Here is a 19,465-nt window from a genome sequence, read left to right on the forward strand (position 1 = left end):
GGCGCCCGGCGTAGCGTTCCACATGTGAACCGAGAAGGCTTCCGGGCGCCGGCATGGGCGGCCGCGCTGATGGGATTCGTCGCGGGCGCCGTCGCGCTCGGCGTCGCGCAGCTCGTCGCCGCCGTGGTGAACCAGGGCGCGTCGCCCGTCGTCGCCGTGAGCGGCGCCGTGGTCGACGCCACTCCGGCGGGCCTGAAGGAATGGGGCATTCAGACGTTCGGCTCCAACGACAAGCCGCTGCTGGTCACCGGCATCGTCGTGGTGCTGGCGTTCGTCGCCGGCGGATTCGGCCTGCTCGCCCGGTCGCGGGTCGCGTACGGCGCCGCCGGCCTGGCGGTCTTCGGGCTGGTCGGCGCGGTGGCCGCACTCACACGGCCGGAGTCGGGCGTGCTTGACGTCCTGCCGTCGCTGCTCGGCGCGGGCGCCGGGGCGTGGACGCTGTCGCGGCTGGTCCGTCGCTCCCGCCATGACGCCGGAGAGTTCCACTCCGGCGGGGCCGCACGGGAGAACGTCGCCGCCTGGACGACGGTCGCCGACGGCGCGGGGGACCGGGAGGATTCCCGGACCTCGCCGGGACCCCGCGCCGACGCGCCCGCACGTCCGCCGGTCATGCTCGCCGGGGCCGCCCTGCACGAGTTCGACCGGCGCCGCCTGCTGACCGGGGCGGTGGTGGGCCTTGGGGTGGCCGGGGCCACCGGCCTGGGGGCGCGGGTGCTGTCGGGTGGCACGAACGTCGTGCAGGCCAGGCAGGACGTCATGAAGGCGCTGCCCCGGCCGGCCGTGCCCGCCAGGCCCATCCCGGCCGGTGCCGACCTGCGCATCCCCGGGCTGGCGCCGTTCGTCACGCCGAACGCGGACTTCTACCGGGTTGACACGGCCTTCGTCGTGCCCGCCATCGACCCCGCCACCTGGACTCTCAAAATCCACGGCCTGGTCGACCGGCCCGTCGAGCTGACCTTCGCCGATCTGCTCAAACGCCCGCTCGTCGAGACGGACACCACGCTGACCTGCGTGTCCAACGACGTGGGCGGCCACTACATCGGCAACGCCCGCTGGCTCGGCGCCCGCCTCGCGGACGTGTTGCGCGAGGCCGGCCTGCGGCGGGACGCCGACATGCTGCTCAGCGTGTCGCGGGACGGCTGGACCTGCGGCACGCCCGTCGACGTCGTCATGGACGGCCGGGACGCGCTGCTCGCGGTCGCGATGAACGGCCAGGCGCTGCCCGCCGCCCACGGGTTCCCGGTGCGGCAGGTCGTTCCCGGCCTCTACGGGTACGTGTCGGCGACCAAGTGGGTGACGGAGATCAGGGTCACCCGCTTCGACCAGGACGTGGCCTACTGGACCGGGGAAGGGTGGGCGCCCAAGGGCCCGATCAAGACGCAGTCGCGGATCGACGTGCCCGGTGAGGGAGACAATGTCTCCGTGGGTCCCACGACCGTCGCGGGGGTGGCCTGGGCCCAGCACAAGGGCATCGACGCCGTCGAGGTCAGGGTGGACGGCGGAGCCTGGCGGGAGGCCAAGCTGGCCGCCGTACCGGGCCCGGACACCTGGCGGCAGTGGTCGGCGGAGGTCGATCTCGCCCAGGGACGGCACAAGATCGAGGTCCGCGCGACCGACGCGACCGGATACACGCAGACCCCGGTCGAGGAGCCGCCCGCCCCCGATGGGGCCACCGGATACCACTCGATCACCGTCCGGGCGGGGTGAATTCCCGGCATCGCGGGCTAATCCCCACGCTGGTCCGGGGCGTGGGTCTGGAGTTGGAAAAACCCGCTGTCCGCCTGACGGGCCCCATCTAGCATCGGCTCCCGAATGTGCGCGAGGGAGGGGGCCGCAGCGCGTGAACCAGGACAGGGCCCGCCGGCATGCCAGGTGGCGGTTGCCGGCGGGTGTGTACAACCCGGTCGTGACGGCGGACGGCCGGCGCTGGCGCGACTACGAGCTGGCGGCCGAGGCGCCGGCTCCGTCGCTTGAGGACCGCCGTATCGACCGCTGTATCGACCTCCGCGTGCCGTCGGTGCCGAGCCTGACGGAGGCGGCGCTTCCCGCCGCCCTGCACGGTCTGGTCAACGGCGCCGACCGGGGATGGAGGATCCCGCCTCCAGCCCAGGCCGTCGAGCAGATGACAGGCGCCGAGCTCTCCGAGACCAGCAGCTCGGATGTGAGCTCGGAGACTGTGATCTCGGAGACATCCGATCCCGGAACCGTCGATGTAGAGACCGGAGATCCCGAGACCGGCGATGTCGTAAGCGACGGCCCCGACAGCGACGAGGCCGATGATGCGGTGCTTGGTGATGCGGTGCTTGGCGACGCCGAGCCCGATGACCCTGAGCCCGATGACCCTGAGCCCGATGACCCTGAGCCCGATGACCCTGAGCGCGACGACGCGGGGCGACTCGACAACGCGGGGGAGGCCGACGCCGGGAAGTTGGCCGCCGGAGAGGCCGGCGAGTTCCGCGACGGCGCGCCCGGTGACGGGGGCCCGGCTTCGGCCCGCCAGGATGACCGGGAGCTCCTGGACGACTCGGAGCTCTCGGATGAGCTGGACCACACGGATGAGCTGGACCACGCGGATGATCTGGGTCAGACGGGAGAACCGGATCAACCGGACGACCTGGTGGATCCGGACGCTCATACCCGGCCATTCGCTGCCGGTAGCACTGCCGGTAGCACTTCCGACAGCACCGCCGACGGCCCTGTAGAGAGTCCCGCAGAAGGTCCCGCAGGATGTCGCGCAGAGAGCCCCGCAGAGAGCCCCGCAGAGAGCCCCGCCGGCGGCCGGGCTGAGGTCACCGGCGCGGTGGCCGCCGACGTCACCGCTGAGGTCACCGCTGAGGTCACCGCCGACGTCACCACTGAGGTCGCCGCGGGGGACGTCGCCGAGGTTCCCGCAGACAGCCCGGTCGACAGCCCGGTCGACGGGCCGGTCGACGGGCCGCTCGACGGCTACGCGGCCGGACACCAGGAGGACAGCCGCCTCTGGAGCATCGGCCGTCCGCGTGACGCGGCCTACCCGCGGCATTCCGAGCGCACGGGGCACGGCTTGCCTCCCGGCGACGAGGACGGCCGGGCGACCGGCTTCCGGGACGCCCCGGAGGCGTACCGGGCCGACCTGGGCCGCCTCAGGGAGCCGCAGACGGGCCCACAGAAGGGGCCGCAGAACGGATCACAGAACGGATCACAGAACGGATCACAGAAGGGATCGCAGAGAGGACCGCGGAAGGGACCGGGGAGGGAGCCGCGGAAGGGCCCGGGGACGGGCCCGGCGAGTCCGCCGCCGCCCTGGTCGGAGCGGCGGGAGTGGCAGGGGAGCGGAATCGCCGGCGGGAGGGCGTGGACCGCGGTCACCGAGGAGGAGACCGGCCTCGACTGGCTCGACCGGCCCAGCCGTCCTCCGCGCCTGGAGTACACGCGGCCGTACCGGAGGCCGGGTGGGCTCTCCGAGCCGGCGCCGCACCTGCAGGCAGGTCTGATCCAGGCGGTGCGCGGGCGCTTCCCCGACCCGAGGGGCACCTGGATCAGACTGATCAACGCGGAGGGACCGTCGGAGGATCCGTTCCGGTCGAACAACGCGGTCGACTGCGCGCTCGCCGTCATCTCCACCTGGCACGGCGAGCCGGTGGTGGCGGCGCGCCGGAATCCCGAGTTCGACCCGGGCGGCCGGCCCCTGCTGACCGGGGAGACCGGCGGGGTGACCCGGGCAGAGGAGTGGCTGGGGTATCGCTTCGAGTACGTGGGCCACGGCCGCCGGGCCTACGTCGCCATCGCCCAGCGGCTGATTTTCGGCGGGCACGGGGCCTCGGCCGTCCTCATCACCCGATGGGCCGGCGGAGGCAGCCACGCCTGGAACGCCGTCAACTGCCGGGGGGAGGTCCTCTGGATCGACGCCCAGCGCGGCCACATGGCGCTGGAGCCGCCCTACGAGGACGTGACGGGCGTCTTCAGCGTGGTGATCGATCGGCACGGCCAGCGGCTGTGAGCCGGCGGGAGGGGCGGGGTCCGCGCCCGCCCCTCCCGCCGTCCGGTCAGCTGCTCGCCAGCGACCCGACGATGGACGCGCGGGCCGCCCGCCGGGCGGGGAGCACGGCGGCCAGCACCCCGGCGAGACCCGACGCCGCGATGAAGAGCAGGATCTGCCCGACGGGGAGCCGGAAAGAGACGGGGTCGCGCAGGGTCTGGCCGGCCACATAGCCGTACGCGACTCCGAGCGCGACGCCGACCAGCGCTCCGACGAGACCGAGCACCAGCGCCTCGATCGACAGCATGCCGCGCAGCTGCGGCCGGGTCAGCCCGAGGGCCCGCAGCAGCGCCGACTCGCGGGTCCGCTCGTGGACCGACAGCGACAGCGTGTTGGCGATGCCGAGCAGCGAGATGAGGATGGCGAGCCCGAGCAGGCCGGTGACGACCATCAGCATCGTCGACAGGGAGTCGTCGAGCTGGGTGCGGACCTCGGTGGTGCTGCCCACCTTCACCGACGGGTACGCCTTCGTCGCGTCGTCCACGAGGGCGCGGGCGGTGGCGGCGGGAACGCCCGGCGCCCGGTCGGCGAGGATCATGCTGTCGTCGACGTCGCCGAAGTACCGCCGGAAGGTCGGCTCCGCCACGGTGATCCGGGGGAGCAGGGAGCTCTGCCCGTCCGTCAGGGCGATCACCCGGAGCTTGCCGCCGCTCTTGGCACCGCCGACCGTGACGGTGTCGCCGACGCCCACGCCCAGGTCCTTGGCCAGGCTCTGTTCCAGCGCGACCGTCGTGTCGTTCAGATCGGACATCGTGCCCGCCACCGCCTCCGGTTTGATCGCGGTGCCGAGCGACGACTGGGTCAGGGTGCCGATCGAGTGGTCCGTGCCGTTGATCGTGCCGTCCTTGCCACGGAATTCCGTGATCGAGGTGAGCTGGGGCCGGGCCCGCAGGGCGTCCGCCACCGCACGGGGAACCGTCCCCGACTGAGTGTGGATGAGGTAGTCCGCCGGATACTGCCGGTCGAGTTCGTCGCTCACCGTCGCCCGTACGGTGGCCGTGAGCACCGACATGAACGTCATGAGGGTGACGCCGACGGTCAGCGCGATCGTGGTGGTGGCGGCCCGCCGGGGGTTGCGCCGGGAGTTGTCGACGGCGAGCCGTCCGGGCACGCCGAACAGTCGCCGGGGCAGCCAGCCCGCCAGGCCGCTGAGGGGGCGGACGATGACCGGCCCGAGGACCAGCACCGCGAGGAAGACGAGCACCCCGCCCGCCATGGCGGCGAGTAGCCCGTTCTGGCCAGGCCCCATCAGGAGGGCAGCGGCCGTCAGGGCGGCTCCGATCAGCCCGATCAGGCAGGCGACGACGATCCGGACGACGCCGGCGCGGTAGGTCTGCTCCTCCACCTGGGTGCGCAGGGCCGCGATGGGAGCCACGCGGGTCGCCGACCGCGCGGGCAGCAGGGCCGCGCCGACGGTGACGAGGACGCCGGTGCCGAGGCCGAGGGCGATGGTGGACGCGGACAGCGAGACGGTGCCGGTGGGGAGGTCGGCCCCGGTGCGCCGCATGATCAGTACCGCCGCCCCGGCGAGTCCCAGGCCGACGGCCAGGCCGAGCACCGACGAGATCAGGCCGACCACCGCCGACTCCAGCACGATCGAACCGAAGACCTGGCGGCGGGTGGCGCCGATGCAGCGCAGCAGCGCCATCTCCCGCGTCCGCTGGGCGACCAGGATGTTGAACGTGTTGTAGATGACGAGTGTGGCCACGAGAAGCGCGATCACGCCGAACATGAGCAGGCCGAGTGTCAGGAACCGCAGGTCCGCCCCCGCGTTGTGCGCGAGGTCTTCGGCGCGCTGCTGCCCCGTCCGCACCTTGCCGCCCGCGCCGACCGCGCCCGCGACCGTGGCGCTGAGCTGTTCGGGGGTGGGCCCGGCGCTGAGCACGTCGATCTCACGGTAGCCCTGCTCACCCGTCATCCGCTGCGCGGTCGCGGAGGTGAAGCCCACCGCGCCCCGGTAGGCGAGGTCCCGGTCGACGCCCACGTCGAACAGGCCGACGAGCCGGAACTCGTGGCGGGCGTCGCCATGGTCGAGCACGGTGATCGTGCCGCCGACGGTGAAGTGCTGCGCCTGCGCCGTCGTGCGGTCGAGCACGGCCTCGCCGTCGGCGCCGGGGGCCCTGCCGGAGACGAGGTGGAGCCGCCCGGCCGGGATGTACACCCCGGCCGTGGGGACGTCCCCGACGACCTTGCCGTCCGCGCCGACCAGCGCGGCGTCGCCGGCGACGAGGCCCTGGACGTCCCGCACCCCGGGCAGGCCGCGGACGGCGGTCAGCGTCTGGGCGGAGAGCTCGTCGTCCTTGGGGAGGACGATGACGTCGATCTTGCCGGCGTCCGCCGTGAACATCTGTGAGAAGCCGGCCTGGATGGTGTCGGTGAGGATGAACGTGCCGGCGATGAAGCCGACGCCGAGGGTGATGGCCAGCGAGGTGAGCACCAGCCGCAGCCGGTGGGCCAGCAGGCCGGCGAGAGTGGTGCGGAACACGGCTCAGGCCTCCAGCGCCACGAGCGTGTCGAGCACCGTCTGCGGCGTCGGGTTGTGGAGCTCGCTCACCAGCGACCCGTCGCGCAGGAACACCACGCGGTCGGCGTAGGAGGCGGCGACCGGGTCGTGGGTGACCATGACGATCGTCTGGCCGAGCTCCCGGACCGACCGGCGGAGGAAGTCCAGCACCTCCGCGCCGCTACGCGAGTCGAGGTTGCCGGTCGGCTCGTCCGCGAAGATCACCTGCGGCTTGCCGATGAGCGCCCGAGCCACCGCCACCCGCTGCTGCTGGCCGCCGGACAGCTCGCCCGGCCGGTGCTTCAGCCGGTCGCGCAGGCCGACGGTCTCGATCACCCGGTCGAAGAGCACCTGGTCGGCCTGGCGGCTGGCGATCTCCAGCGGGAGCCGGATGTTCTGCTCGGCCGTCAGCGTCGGAAGCAGGTTGAACGCCTGGAAGATGAAGCCCACCCGGTCGCGCCGCAGCAGCGTGAGCTGCTTGTCGGTCAGCCGGGTGATCTCGACGTCGCCGATCCGCACCTCGCCGTCCGTCACCGAGTCGAGCCCGGCGAGGCAGTGCATGAGGGTCGACTTGCCGGATCCCGACGGGCCCATGATCGCCGTGAACGCGCCCGTGGCGAACGCCACGTCGATTCCGCGCAGGGCGCGCACCGCCGCGTCGCCCTCGCCGTACACCTTGGTCAGCCCTCTCGCGACGACGGCGGTACGGACATCGGTTGTTGTGGTCATGCCGTCGACGTTATTGCCGGGAAACCGGCGATTCCTCGCCCTCCCGGACGGATCTCGGCTGCCCCTGGAGACGGTGTCCGCGCGGCGGGTGCGACTGCTGAGGTAGGCGCGGGTCAGCCCTGGGGACGATCGGGCGCGACGATCCCGGTCTCGTACGCGAAGACGACGGCCTGGGCCCGGTCGCGCAGCTCCAGCTTGGCCAGGACACGGCCGAGATGGGTCTTGACGGTGGCCTCGGCGAGGTGCAGCCGCTGGGCGATCTCGGCGTTCGAGAGGCCGCGGGCCACGTGGTAGAGCACCTCCCGCTCGCGGGCGGTGAGCACGTCGGCGGCGTGCGCGCGGGCCGCGCCGTCGGGAAGCAGCACGGCGAACCGGTCGAGCAGCCTTCTGGTGGTGCTTGGGGCGACGACCGCGTCACCGGAGTGGACCGACCTGATCGCGTTCACCAGTTCCTCCGGCGGCACGTCCTTGAGCAGGAAGCCCGCCGCCCCCGCCTTGATCGCGGCGAACGCGTACTCGTCCAGGTCGAACGTGGTGAGGATCAGCACCTTGGGCGCGTCGGCGGCCGAGCAGATGAGCCGGGCGGCCTCGACCCCGTCCATGCGAGGCATGCGCACGTCCATCAGCACCACGTCGGCGTCGAGCGACCGCAGGGTGTCGACGGCCGCCCTGCCGTCCGCGGCCTCTCCCACGACCTCGATGTCCGGCTGCGCCCCGAGGACCATCCGGAACCCCGTGCGCACCAGCTCCTGGTCGTCGACCAGCATCACGCGTATCACTGCCGCCTCACCGTTCTTACCTGCCCGTGGCCGCCGGATCCGGTCACGCCGCCGCCCCCAGGGGGATGCGGGCACGCACCCGGAAGCCGCCGCCGGGACGCGGCGCGGCCTCCACAACGCCACCGTACATGGCGGCCCTCTCCCGCATGCCGATCAGTCCGTGGCCGCCCTCGCCTCTCGGCGCGGCGGCGCCGCGGCCGTCGTCGGAGATCTCGAGCTCGACCTCGCCGTACGTGTACCGCACGTCGACGTTCGCCCGGGCGCCCGGTCCGCCGTGCTTGAGAGCGTTGGTCAGCGCCTCCTGGACGATCCGGTAGATGGCGAGCTGCTCGCCCTCCGGCAGAGCGCGGGGCGTCCCCGACACCTCGAACCGGGTCGGCAAGCCCGACGCGGTGACCTGTTTGATCAGCTCGTCGAGCTGCGCGACTCCCGGTTGCGGGGCGTACTCCTCGGCCGGGCTGCCCGCGTCCTGCCGCAGCACGCCCACCAGCCTGCGCATCTCCGCCAGCGCCTGCCGGCCTGTCGACGAGATCGCCTGTACGGCCCGGCGGGCCTGCTCGGGTTCGCGGTCGATGGCGTACGCGGCCCCGTCCGCCTGGACGACCATCACGCTCACGTTGTGCGCGACGACGTCGTGCAGCTCCCTGGCGATCCGGGCCCGTTCCGCCGCGGCGGCGATCCTGGCCTGCTGGTCGCGCTCCCGCTCGGCCCGCTCGGCCCGTTCGACCAGGCTCTCGACGTATCTGCGGCGCGTGTTGAGGTAGATGCCGGCGATCCAGATGGCGATCACGAACACCGACGACGACGGGAAGGCCCTCGCGACGTCGGGGCTCCACCTGAGCATGGCGAGAAGGAGTCCCAGCTCGGCGATCAGCCCCGCGGCCACCGCCCAGCGGGTCGAGCAGCGGGAGGCCACCGCGAACATCGCGACCAGCACCGCGAAGTCGCCGAGGATGACCGGGAAGGCGGCGAGCCACTGCGCGAACGCCGCCAGTGCCACGATCGCGAACACCTGCACCGGATACCTGCGACGCCAGAGCAGCGGCACTACCAGGACCGCCGACACCAGCAGGACCAGGCACCGCTGCGGGAACCCGTCCGGCGCCAGGCGACTCGCGGTGAGCATGGGAGCGGTCACCACGCAGAGAAGCGCCAGCGGGGACGCGGTGAGCGCGTCCATGACCATGCTGTGGCGCCGAGCCCACGCGCGCGCTTTGCCGAACACGCCTACCACCATATGTAGCCGCTGATCAGGCCTGTTCCCTCTTGCGGCGGATACCGCCATACGACTCAGGTCGCAGTCGTGACGACCTTTACTGCCTTCTTACAGATATGGGGGCATTCTTTCTCCCGGGAGTGCTTCGCGGGAGCGAGGTAAAGGGAGATCTGTGATGGCGGATCACGAGGAAGGGCCGCGCGGCACCGAGGACATGTCGCGCGGCCCGGGGCCTGGAGAGGGGACCGGGCCGCTTCCCCCCGGGGCTGCTTCCACCAGCGATGCCCCGGCGGGCGGCGGACGTCGGGGGAACGCTGGTCCGGCCGGGGAGGGCGGCTCGGCGGCCGCCACCCCGGCCGCGAGGGCGTACGCGCCCATCGGCGCAGGGCCTTCGCCCAGTGCCGGTGCCGGAAGCGGAAGCGGAAACACGCTGCGCGAGCCGGGTGGTTACGCGTTCGGGCCCGGCGGAGCGGGCTGGAGGGCGCCCGGCTGGGGCCCGTCATCGGGCTCACCACCGGGATCGCGGCCGGGATTCCAGTCAGGCTCACAGTCAGTTTCACAGCCGGGTTCACAGCCGGGTTCACAGCCGGGCTCACACTCAGGGCCGCGACCGTGGTCGCAGCCGGGAGCATGGTCGGCAGCGCAGCCGGGTCCACAGCCGGGATGGTCGTCGGGATCGCCGTTCGAACCCCGCTTTTCCGGGCCGGGTGCTTTCCCGGCCGCCACTCCGCCCGGCGGGCGCGGGTTCGCCGGGCGCGGGCCGCTGGTCGCGGCGGCTCTGGCGGGAATGCTGGCCGGGATCCTGATCGGCGGCGGGGCGGTCGCCGTCGGCGGAGCCGTGTGGCATCGGCTCCATCCGGACGACTACGGGATGAGCTGGGACAACAGAGGCCCGGCCGTTCCGGGCCCCTACGGCGGGCCGTTCGAGCGGCGCCCCGGCGACGCGCGGGTCGGGCCGCCCTCGTCCTGAACCGGGCGTGGCGTTCCTGACGACATCACACACTGGGGGTCGGTGGTGGGGTCGGTGGGATTCGAACCCACACTGTACGGCACCTAAAGCCGGTGTCTCTGCCGTTGGACTACGACCCCTGTCCGCGCTCCGCCGCCTGCTCGGTCTCCGTACCGGAGACGACGTGCGGGCGGCGGTGACGAAGATCCTCCTGCCGCGCGGCCGCCGAATATGGGCCGACGTTCGCGGGGCGGGAGGCCGCCCTGCCGGGCGCGACCATCCTACAGTTCGGCCGGCGGCGGGGGCTCCCGGTTATCGTTCCGTCCCCGCGAACGACGCGTTCGCCTCCGGCGGGGTCAGGAGAGGCCGAGCTCCTTGATGAGCCGGGCGACGTGGCCGGTGGCCTTCACGTTGTAGAGGGCCTTCTCGATCCGGCCGTCCTGGTCGACGACGAACGTCGAGCGGATGACGCCCATGATGGTCTTCCCGTAGTTCAGCTTCTCGCCGTAAGCGCCGTAGGCCTTGTGTACCTCAAGGCTGGGGTCGGACAGGAGCGGGAACGTGAGGGCGTCCCGCTCGCGGAACTTGCGCAGCTTCTCCGGCGTGTCCTTGGAGACCCCGAGCACGACGAAGCCCTCGGCGGTGAGCGAGCCCAGGTTGTCGCGGAAGTCGCACGCCTGCTTGGTGCAGCCGGGGGTCATGGCGGCGGGGTAGAAGTAGAGGATGACCCGCTTGCCGCGCAGGGACTTCAGGGACACCTCCTTCCCGTCGGCGTCGCTCAGGGTGAAGTCCGGCGCGGCGTCGCCCGGCTGCAACTTGCTCATGACGTCCTCCTGACAGGTGACCCGCGGCGATGGGCGGGCAAGCGTGCACCAAACTACCGGCTCGCCGCTGCGCGACCGGCCCTTCGCACCTGGCAGACTGATCGCACACCGACACCACAGGAGGGGGATCGCATGGCGGACACCGATCCCGAGGCGCTGGAACGGCAGATCGAGCGGACGCGGGCGGAGCTGGCCCGCACGGTCGACGCCATCGCCGACCGGATGAGCCCGAAGCGGGTCGCCGAGCGCGGCGTGGAGCGGGTCAGGGCCAACGCCAGGCAGTTCGTCGCGTCCGTCCACGACGCGGTCACGGGTCCGCCGCGTGGTCCCGCCGCCTACGGCCCCGCCGCGACCGAGCCCCGTGCGGGCGCATCCGGTGTGGACGAGTTCGGCGGGGACGAGTTCGGTGCGGGCGAGTTCGGTGCGGGCGAGGAGCCGGCGCCGAGCCTCGCGCCCGTGCTGATCGGGATCGGAGTGGTGGTCGTGGTCGGCGCCGCGATCGTGCTGCTGCGCCGCCGCGGCAGATGACGCCTCCCTGAGGCTGACGGCACGCACTCACCTGGCCCGGGGCGGCCTCAGTCGTCGCGCCCGCCACCGCGATCGGGCGCGGTCATGTCCCCCGTCCCGGGCGTGCCGCCGGCGAGTCCGTAGCGCAGGTACACGGTGCCCTTCGGACTGGCTGCCGGCGGTTCGAGGAGTGTGACGTTCGTGGGCACCGCGCCACCGTCGAACACCTTCTTCCCGACGCCGAGCACGATCGGGTACACCCAGAGGTCGAGACGGTCGAAGAGCTTCTCGCGCAGGAGGGTCTGCACCAGGTCCAGGCTCCCGACGACCTTCACGTGCTCGTGCCGGTCACGGATCTCGCGCACCGCGCCGGCCAGATCCGGGCCGAGCTGCGTGGACCCGGCCCATGAGAGGTCGGCCCTGCCGCGGGAGGCCACATACTTCGGGACGCCGTTGAAGAGCGCGGCGATCTGGTTGTCCTCACCGTCCTGGTACGGCCAGTAGGCGGCGAAGATGTCGTACGTCCGCCGGCCGAGCAGGAGGGCGTCCGTGCCCTCGTACGCGGCGGCGACCTGCGCCCCGGCGACCTCGTCCAGCAGGGGGGCCTGCCAGCCGCCGAACGGGAACCCCACCGGGTCCTCGTCGGGGCCGCCGGGCGCCTGCCCGACGAGGTCGAGGGTCGCGAACATTTCGATGTGGATGAGGCCCATCACTTACTCCCCATGAGTCGGTTGTTCTCGGTCGGGAGGTAGACCTGTGGGCGCCCGCAGACTCATCGCCGCGACGGCATCCGGTTCCGTCCAGACTGCCGTCAGAGGGCTGTGGCGCTAGAGGAAGGTCCTGCCCTCGCCCCGATAGGTCGGGACCTCCTCCACCACCCGGTCGCCCTCGACGACCAGGAGCGACGCGAAGCGCTCGCACAGCTCCCCGGCCTTGGCGTGGCGGAACCACACGCGGTCGCCCACCCGCAGCTCCGCCGCCGCGGGGCCGAGCAGCGGCGTCTGCACCTCGCCGGCGCCCTCGTCACGGTGATAGCGCAGCCCCGCGGGCAGGTACGGCTGGGGCAGCCGGCTCGGGCCGGGGGCGCCCGAGGCGGGATAGCCACCCCCGAGGACGGTCGCCACGCCGGGCGACGGCCGCCGCACGACCGGCAGGGCGAACAGGGCGGCCGGGCGGCCGGTGAAGTCGCGGTAGAAGTCGAACAGCCGGGGATGGAACAGTCCGGAACCCGCCGCGACCTCGGTCACCGCCCGCTCCGCCGCCGTCTTCTCGATGCTGCCGGTGCCGCCCCCGTTGACGAACTCCAGGTCCGCCACCTCCCGTACGGCTCGCACCACGTTGCCGCGCCGGACGGCCAGCTCGCGCCGGGACCGGTCCTGCATGAGGCGCACCATCCGGCCGTACACGCCGGGAACCCGGTCGCCGACCCCCGCGATCTGCGCCTCGTACGCCATGAGCCCGACCAGGCGGAGCCCGGGACGCCCGGCGACGGCCGCCGCGAACGCGGCGGCGTGCTCGGGCGTGCGGATCGGCGACCGCAGCGCCCCCGCCCGGAACCTGCCGCCGAGCGCCACATAACCGGCGTCCAGGTCGAGACAGATCCGGATCGGGTGGGGCAGGGCCAGGCCCTCGATGAGGTCCAGGTGCTCGGGGGAGTCGGTCATGACGGTGATCTCGCGCGCGGCCGTGGGGTCGGAGCCGAGGGCGCGCAGCGCGTCCCGGTCCGCCGTGGGGTAGGCGACCAGCACGTCCCGTATCCCGGCCGACACGAGCCAGAGCGCCTCGGGCAGGGTGAAGGCCATCACCCCGGCGAACCCGTCCATGGCCAGCACCCGTTCGAGGACGGCCCGGCAGCGGATCGACTTGCTTGCCACCCTGATCGGCTTGCCGCCCGCCCGGCGCGTCATGTCGGCCGCGTTCGCGCGCAGGGCGTCCATGTCGACGACGGCGAAGGGGGGCTCCACACCGGCGGTGGCCCGATCGAGTCGCTGACGGTCGTCCATGGCCGCAGCCTAGCGCCGGGACCCCGGCCAACGTGAGTGTCGGTCATGTTATCCGCGAGATCGGCAAAATCTCCGCCCATCGCCGCCCATGATCGAGCAAGGAGGCGGGTGATCCGCTCGGAGAGCGCCGCCGGGGTGTACCCATGTGCGGGTGAATACCGAGCTGATCACGCGCGGTGCGCGGGAAGGGTGAACGGCGGATGAGTGTCGTGCAGGAGATCCTCGCCGGCTCGTCGGCGCCGGGTGTCCCGAGTCACCGGGCCCCGAGACGGGCGGCCTCCCGCGTACTCCTGCCAGGACGCACACCCGCCGCCGTCGCCGTCGCCGCCGCGCTCACCGTCGTGGGCTGGGCCGTCACCGCCGAGATCGTCGCGGCGATGCTCGGGGGGTCGCTGCTGCCGTCGCCGCTGCGCCGCCTGCTCGCCGTGACCTTCGGCCATCCCGCCCTTCCCGGCGCCGCGGCAGCCATGATTATCACGGGCGCCGGGCTGGTCGCCCTCGCCGTCCTGCCGGGACGGCCGCGGCTCGTGCCGCTGGAGACAGACGACCCGCTGCTGGTCATGGGCCTCACGCACGGCGGGCTGCGCAGGACCGTGGCCGCGGCGGCGCGCGAGGTGGACGGCGTGCAGCGCGTCCACGTGCGCATCCTGCGGGGACGGATCGAGGTCACCGTCGTCACCGACGCGCAGCGGGTCGGCGACCTGCTGCGCGAGGTCGGCGCGGCGGTCGGCGACAGGCTGTCCGGTCTGCGGGCGCAGTGCCGCCACGAGGTCGTGGTACGGCTGCGCGCGGGGAGGGGGTGAGCATGCGACCGCACCTGGGCAATCGCGTCGGGATCGGCGTCGTGGGTCTCGTCCTCGTGGCCGGAGCCGTGTGGGCGCTCGCCGTGCGCGACGCGCGGCCGGCGGCCCGGATCGTCGACCTCGGGCTCGTCGACCCCGGCTTCTTCGTCAGGAACGCCTGGGCGCCGCCGCTCGCCGCGGGCGTGGCGATGCTGGTGGCTCTCACCGCGACGCGCTGGCTCGCGGTCGCCCTTGGCTGGGGGCGGTGCGGGAGCCGCACCGGCGCGGGCACCGCGATGCTCGGCGTGGCGCTGAAGGGCGTCGAAGGGGTCGGCAGGATCCAGGTCAGGCTCGTGGCCGGCCGCAGGATCCGGGCGTCGGTGTCGCTGCGCCCGGAGGCCGACCTCCACGAGGTGATCAGGCGGCTTGACGAGTCGGCGGCCTCACGCGTTCGCCGCGCTGTTGAGGGCGACACTCTTCCTGCGCTCGTCCGGCTGCACGTTCGCCGCCGCTGACCGCCAGGGCGGCGCGGAGGCGGGCGCGCCCAGCGCCAGCCCGGCCGCCAGGCACGCGAGCGGCACCACGGGCACGACGTACCGATGGTCGAACGCCGCGATCAGCGGCGGCAGGAAGAGCAGCGTGACGGCGAACGCCCACGGCAGCAGCGCCGCCCACCGGCGTGCCACCACCCCGCCGAGCCCGATGAGCAGCAGGACGGCCAGCAGCGGCCCGCGCAGGAAGCCCTGCTGCTGGTAGAGGCGCAGCAGCCCGGCCCACGGCTCGGCCACCTTCGTGGCCCCCGGCGACCCCTGATAGGCCGTGGTCAGCTGCGTCGCCGTACGGCCGGCCGAGGCGACCTTCGGCGTGAACGGCCGGACGGAGTCGGGGAAGACGTAGGCGCTCTGCGGCCCGGGTGAGGGATAGACCCGTCGATCCCACTCGAACGCCCACACGGCGTCGTGCAGACCGGTGAGCAGGAAGTCGACCGGCTGGCTGCGGATCGCGAGGGAGGCGAACCGCCCGGCCAGCTCCTCCCGGTCCCCTTTCACCTTCTGGATCGGCGAACCGGGATCCCAGATGTAGGCGGGCGCGGCCAGCCGGGGCCCGGACGGGCACAGCACGGCCAGCTCGCGCGGCGGGTCCATCTTCGCGCAGTCCGCGAAGGTCATCGTCCGCGACCACAGCCACACGCTGCTGCCGCCCATGCCGTACGACCCGTACGTGCCGTGGAACCAGACGGCGTAGCCGCCGAGCACGGCTCCGGCGGCGAGCAGCCCCGTGAGCGCGGCCCGCCGGCCGGGCCAGGCGAGCACCAGGGCGACCGCGATCAGCGGCAGCCCGACGGTGCGCGTGACGGTCGCCAGAGCGAGCAGCGCCAGCGCCGCGATAACCCGCCACGGCTGCGGGCGGGGACGCCACAGGACGAGCGTGACCGCGGCGACGATCAGGGCGGTGAAGAGCAGATCCGCCATGACCAGGTGTTCCAGCTGGATCTGATGGACGTCCAGCAGCACCGGCGCGGCCGCCAGCGCCGCCCCCCACTCCGGCAGCCGGGTGCGCCGGCGCAGCAGGACGTACACGCAGACGCCCATGCCGAGCCCGATCAGGTGTTGCGCGATCGTGACGGCCGCGAGGCTGTGCAGCGGGAAGAGGGCACGCAGGAACAGCGAGTAACCCGACGGCCGGGACTCCAGCGGGCGCAGGTCGAGCCCCGAGCTGAGGTAGGAGAACGAGTCGGCCCAGAACCACAGCGCCGGCCGATATCCCAGCACGGCGAGGCCGCGCAGCGCCACACCCAGGGCCAGCACGATCAGGAACGCCCGGTGCGACCGTACGTTCACGACACCTCCTCGCGGCGGGACGGGACACCACCTTATTGGCGTCTCCGGCGCGCCTGGCCGGGGGTGTGGACAACGCCGCGGAGCCGGGCGGGCGAGTGGCGCGGCGCCCGGCTCAGCACTCGATGACGTTGACGGCCAGCCCGCCCCTGGAGGTCTCCTTGTACTTGTCCAGCATGTCCCTGCCGGTGTCGCGCATCGTCTTGATGGCCTTGTCCAGCGGCACGAAGTGGCGTCCGTCCCCGCGCAGCGCGATCCGGGCCGCCGTGATCGCCTTGATGGAGGCCACCGCGTTGCGTTCGATGCAGGGGATCTGCACGAGCCCGCCGATCGGGTCGCAGGTGAGGCCGAGGTTGTGCTCGATGCCGATCTCGGCCGCGTTCTCGACCTGCTCGGGGGTGCCGCCGAGCGCCTCGGTGAGGCCGGCGGCCGCCATCGAACAGGCCGAGCCCACCTCGCCCTGGCAGCCGACCTCCGCGCCGGAGATCGAGGCGTTCTCCTTGAACAGCACGCCGATCGCCCCGGCCGTCAGCAGGAAACGGACGATTCCGTCGTCGTCCGCGCCCGCCAGGAAGCGGGTGTAGTACGACAGGACCGCCGGGATGATCCCGGCCGCGCCGTTGGTCGGGGCCGTCACGATCCGGCCCCCGGCCGCGTTCTCCTCGTTCACGGCGAGGGCGAAGAGCGTCACCCAGTCCATGACCCGCAGCGGGTCGCCGCCGTCCGGCTCGTTCCGCAGCCGCCGCAGCAGCTGGTTGGCCCGGCGGCGGACCTTCAGCCCGCCCGGCAGCACGCCCTCGCGGGTGCTGCCGCGCCGGACGCACTCGGCCATGACCGACCACAGGTACAGCAGGTCCTCGCGGATCCGCTCCGCGCTACGGCCGAAGGCCTTCTCGTTCTCCAGCATCAGCGCGGAGATCGACAGCCCCGTCTCGGCGCAGCGGGCCAGCAGTTCCGCCCCGGTGGTGAAGGGGTACGGCACCACCGTGTCGTCGGGCTTGATCCGGTCCGCGCCGGTGGCGTTCTCGTCCACGACGAAACCGCCGCCGACCGAGTAGTAGATCTTCTCCCGGAGCACGGCGCCGTCCGCGAAGGCCGTGAAGCGCATCCCGTTGGGGTGATGGGGCAGCGAGACCTTCCGCTCGAACACGAGGTCCTCGCCCACGACGAAGGGGATCTCATGTGAGCCGTAGAGGCGCACCGTGCCGGCGGTCCGCATGGCGTCCAGGCGCTCGTCCACCGTGTCGACGTCGACGAGCTCGGGCTTCTCCCCGGACAGGCCCAGCAGGACGGCTTTGTCGCTGCCGTGGCCCTTGCCGGTCAGGCCGAGCGAGCCGTAGAGGATCGCCTCGACCCGGGTGACCTTCTCCAGCAGCCCGTCCTGGTGCAGCCCCCGGGCGAACCTGTGCGCCGCGGCCATCGGCCCGCCGGTGTGCGAGCTCGACGGCCCGATCCCGACCTTGAACAGGTCGAAGACGCTGATCGCCATTGATCGGTGCCTTTCGGGGGATCGCTCAGGACGCGGCGGAGGTGAGCGCGGCGTACTCCGCGGCCGACAGCAGGTCGTCCGGCTCCTCCGAGATGCGGACCTGGAACAACCAGCCGTCGCCGTACGGGTCGGAGTTGATGAGCGACGGGTCGTCCACGACGGACGGGTTGGTCGCCACGACCTCGCCGCTGACGGGCGCGAAGATGTCGCTCACCGACTTGGTCGACTCGACCTCGCCCACGGCGTCGCCCGCGGCGACCGTCGCCCCGATCTCGGGCACCTGCACGAAGACCACGTCACCGAGCTGCTCGGCGGCGTAGGCGGTGACACCCACGGTGACCGTCAGGCCGTCGTCGAGCCCGCCGATCCACTCGTGCTCCTTGGTGTAGCTCAGCTCGTCGGGAATGCTGCTCACTTGGTCCTCCTGTAGAAGGGCAGGTCGACGATGTCGACCGGTTCGTGACTGCCGCGGATGTCCACGGCGAGACCGGCGGCGTCGAGGGCGCCGGTGGACACGTAGGCCATCGCGACGGGCTTGCCGAGCGACTGCGAGGGCGCGCCGCTGGTGATCTCCCCGACGACCGCGCCGTCCAGGGTGACCGGGTAACCGTGCCGGGGCACCCGGCGGCCGCGCGCCACCAGGCCGACCAGCCTGCGGGCGGGCTCGCCGGCCTCGGCCGCCTTGGCGAGGGCGGCCCTGCCCACGAAGTCGCCGGGCTTGTCGAAACGGACCACGCGGCCGAGACCCGCGTCGAACGGGGTGGTCCGCGCGCTCAGCTCGTTGCCGTACAGCGGCATGCCGGCCTCCAGGCGCAGCGTGTCGCGGGCGGACAGGCCGGCCGGGACCAGGCCCAGCCCGGCTCCCGCCGCCGACAGCGCGTTCCACAGCGGCACGGCGTCGTCGTTCCCGACGAACAGCTCGAAGCCGTCCTCGCCGGTGTATCCCGTCCGGGCGACGAGGGCGCGTGCCCCGGCGACCTCGGCGGACAGCACGGCGTAGTACTTGAGGCCGTCCAGGTCGGCGTCGGTGAGCGTTCTGAGGATCTCGGCGGCGCGCGGCCCCTGGACCGCGACCAGCGCGTACTCGCCGGACCTGTCCTCCACCCGGGCGTCGTACGCATCGGCGCGCGCGGTCAGCTCACGGGCGACCAGCTCGTAGTTGGAGGCGTTGGCGACGACCATGAACTCCTCGTCGCCCAGCCGGTAGACGATGAGGTCGTCGAGGATGCCGCCCTCGTCGTTCACGATCATCGTGTAGCGGGCCCGGCCGTCGGCCAGCGCGCTCAGGTGGCCCACAAGGGCGTAGTCGAGGGCCTCGGCCGCCTGCGGCCCGGTGACGAAGATCTCGCCCATGTGCGACAGATCGAACAGGCCCGCCGCGGTCCGCACGGCGTTGTGCTCGGCCGACTCGCTGCCGTACCGCAGCGGCATCTGCCAGCCGGCGAAATCGGTCAGGGTCGCGCCCAGGCTTTCGTGGACCCCGCGCAGCGGGGTGCTTCGGGACATGATCGCACCTCGGAAAGGACGGATGAGTGCATCCTCCCCCTCTGTCATCGGTGCCTGAGAGCTTCGTCCGTTCTTTGCCGGACTTTCACCTTCGGCGAGGCCGGACGGCCTTCTTTCCAGAGGACACCTGGCCCGCGCGGTCCTTTGCCTTGAGAGGTTCGCGGGGAGGGCTTGCTCCTTCAGGGATCCTGACCGGATGCCAGGACGCTCTCCCGCACGGGATCACCGGTGTACGGCCAGCCTAGTGGCTCCCGCCTGTCCCGTCACCCGCCGGGTACGGCCCGGTCCATCGCCGCGAACAGGTCGTCGATCGAGTCGAAGA

17 protein-coding genes, 1 tRNA gene and 2 riboswitches are annotated in these 19,465 nt (G+C 72.6%); of the genes, 6 read left to right on the top strand and 12 right to left on the bottom strand.

Going from position 1 to position 19,465, the window contains the following annotated elements; translation table 11 throughout:
• The first annotated feature begins 24 nt into the window (after positions 1-24).
• Positions 25-1,707: a molybdopterin-dependent oxidoreductase gene (locus tag JOL79_RS15665; protein ID WP_307848536.1), complete on the top strand. Its 1,683-nt coding sequence runs from the start codon at positions 25-27 to the stop codon at positions 1,705-1,707.
• A gap of 133 nt (positions 1,708-1,840) precedes the next feature.
• A complete protein-coding gene (locus JOL79_RS34015) occupies positions 1,841-3,979 on the top strand; it encodes a toxin glutamine deamidase domain-containing protein (RefSeq protein ID WP_307848537.1) in 2,139 nt (712 codons plus the stop codon).
• A 46-nt stretch (positions 3,980-4,025) separates the two neighbouring features.
• On the opposite strand, the gene JOL79_RS15675 is transcribed toward JOL79_RS34015, so the two are convergent.
• From JOL79_RS15675 to JOL79_RS15690, 4 genes are all read right to left on the bottom strand, one after another.
• Entirely contained in the window at positions 4,026-6,503 is a 2,478-nt protein-coding gene (locus JOL79_RS15675) for an ABC transporter permease (protein ID WP_210156546.1), read from the bottom strand.
• A gap of 3 nt (positions 6,504-6,506) precedes the next feature.
• Complete coding sequence (locus JOL79_RS15680; RefSeq protein WP_210156547.1) at positions 6,507-7,250, bottom strand: ABC transporter ATP-binding protein; 744 nt, start codon at positions 7,248-7,250, stop codon at positions 6,507-6,509.
• A 113-nt stretch (positions 7,251-7,363) separates the two neighbouring features.
• A complete protein-coding gene (locus tag JOL79_RS15685) occupies positions 7,364-8,029 on the bottom strand; it encodes a response regulator transcription factor (RefSeq protein ID WP_210156548.1) in 666 nt (221 codons plus the stop codon).
• A gap of 43 nt (positions 8,030-8,072) precedes the next feature.
• Positions 8,073-9,254, bottom strand: coding sequence for a sensor histidine kinase (locus tag JOL79_RS15690; protein WP_307848538.1), 1,182 nt, complete (start codon positions 9,252-9,254; stop codon positions 8,073-8,075).
• A gap of 778 nt (positions 9,255-10,032) precedes the next feature.
• Here JOL79_RS15690 and JOL79_RS15695 point away from each other — a divergent pair.
• Positions 10,033-10,215, top strand: coding sequence for a hypothetical protein (locus JOL79_RS15695; protein WP_210156550.1), 183 nt, complete (start codon positions 10,033-10,035; stop codon positions 10,213-10,215).
• Positions 10,216-10,258: 43 nt separating this feature from the next.
• Here the strand turns inward: JOL79_RS15695 and JOL79_RS15700 are convergent.
• Positions 10,259-10,334 (bottom strand) — tRNA-Leu (locus JOL79_RS15700).
• 216 nt (positions 10,335-10,550) lie between these two features.
• Positions 10,551-11,018: a thioredoxin-dependent thiol peroxidase gene (gene bcp / locus JOL79_RS15705; RefSeq protein WP_210156551.1), complete on the bottom strand. Its 468-nt coding sequence runs from the start codon at positions 11,016-11,018 to the stop codon at positions 10,551-10,553.
• Positions 11,019-11,150: 132 nt separating this feature from the next.
• On the opposite strand from bcp, the gene JOL79_RS15710 reads away from it, so the two are divergent.
• Positions 11,151-11,546 (top strand): DUF3618 domain-containing protein, encoded by a 396-nt coding sequence (locus JOL79_RS15710; protein WP_210156552.1) that lies wholly within the window; start codon positions 11,151-11,153, stop codon positions 11,544-11,546.
• A 47-nt stretch (positions 11,547-11,593) separates the two neighbouring features.
• On the opposite strand, the gene JOL79_RS15715 is transcribed toward JOL79_RS15710, so the two are convergent.
• Together JOL79_RS15715 and JOL79_RS15720 are read right to left on the bottom strand one after the other, a co-directional pair.
• Positions 11,594-12,235 carry a dihydrofolate reductase family protein gene (locus tag JOL79_RS15715; RefSeq protein ID WP_210156553.1) on the bottom strand — a complete coding sequence of 214 codons (642 nt, stop codon included), beginning with the start codon at positions 12,233-12,235 and terminating at the stop codon, positions 11,594-11,596.
• 117 nt (positions 12,236-12,352) lie between these two features.
• Positions 12,353-13,528 carry an amino acid deaminase/aldolase gene (locus tag JOL79_RS15720; RefSeq protein ID WP_210156554.1) on the bottom strand — a complete coding sequence of 392 codons (1,176 nt, stop codon included), beginning with the start codon at positions 13,526-13,528 and terminating at the stop codon, positions 12,353-12,355.
• Between the two features lie 200 nt (positions 13,529-13,728).
• On the opposite strand from JOL79_RS15720, the gene JOL79_RS15725 reads away from it, so the two are divergent.
• Both JOL79_RS15725 and JOL79_RS15730 read left to right on the top strand, forming a co-directional pair.
• On the top strand, positions 13,729-14,331 hold the full coding sequence (locus JOL79_RS15725) for a DUF6286 domain-containing protein (RefSeq protein ID WP_210156555.1): 603 nt from the start codon (positions 13,729-13,731) through the stop codon (positions 14,329-14,331).
• 2 nt (positions 14,332-14,333) lie between these two features.
• Positions 14,334-14,825, top strand: coding sequence for a hypothetical protein (locus tag JOL79_RS15730; protein ID WP_210156556.1), 492 nt, complete (start codon positions 14,334-14,336; stop codon positions 14,823-14,825).
• Here JOL79_RS15730 and JOL79_RS15735 read toward each other — a convergent pair.
• From JOL79_RS15735 to gcvT, 4 genes are all read right to left on the bottom strand, one after another.
• On the bottom strand, positions 14,754-16,151 hold the full coding sequence (locus JOL79_RS15735; RefSeq protein ID WP_210156557.1) for a hypothetical protein: 1,398 nt from the start codon (positions 16,149-16,151) through the stop codon (positions 14,754-14,756). The genes JOL79_RS15730 and JOL79_RS15735 overlap by 72 nt on opposite strands.
• Before the next feature lie 112 nt (positions 16,152-16,263).
• Positions 16,264-17,637 carry an L-serine ammonia-lyase gene (locus JOL79_RS15740; protein ID WP_210156558.1) on the bottom strand — a complete coding sequence of 458 codons (1,374 nt, stop codon included), beginning with the start codon at positions 17,635-17,637 and terminating at the stop codon, positions 16,264-16,266.
• Positions 17,638-17,662: 25 nt separating this feature from the next.
• Positions 17,663-18,052, bottom strand: coding sequence for a glycine cleavage system protein GcvH (gcvH, locus tag JOL79_RS15745; RefSeq protein ID WP_210156559.1), 390 nt, complete (start codon positions 18,050-18,052; stop codon positions 17,663-17,665).
• On the bottom strand, positions 18,049-19,143 hold the full coding sequence (gene gcvT, locus JOL79_RS15750) for a glycine cleavage system aminomethyltransferase GcvT (protein ID WP_210156560.1): 1,095 nt from the start codon (positions 19,141-19,143) through the stop codon (positions 18,049-18,051). The genes gcvH and gcvT overlap by 4 nt, the downstream gene beginning before the upstream one ends.
• A 31-nt stretch (positions 19,144-19,174) precedes the next feature.
• Positions 19,175-19,270: riboswitch (glycine riboswitch) on the bottom strand.
• Positions 19,271-19,368, bottom strand: a riboswitch (glycine riboswitch). It lies immediately after the preceding riboswitch.
• Between the last annotated feature and the right edge of the window lie 97 nt (positions 19,369-19,465).

The sequence above is a fragment of the Microbispora oryzae genome (assembly GCF_017896165.1).
GTDB classification, from domain to species: domain Bacteria; phylum Actinomycetota; class Actinomycetes; order Streptosporangiales; family Streptosporangiaceae; genus Microbispora; species Microbispora oryzae.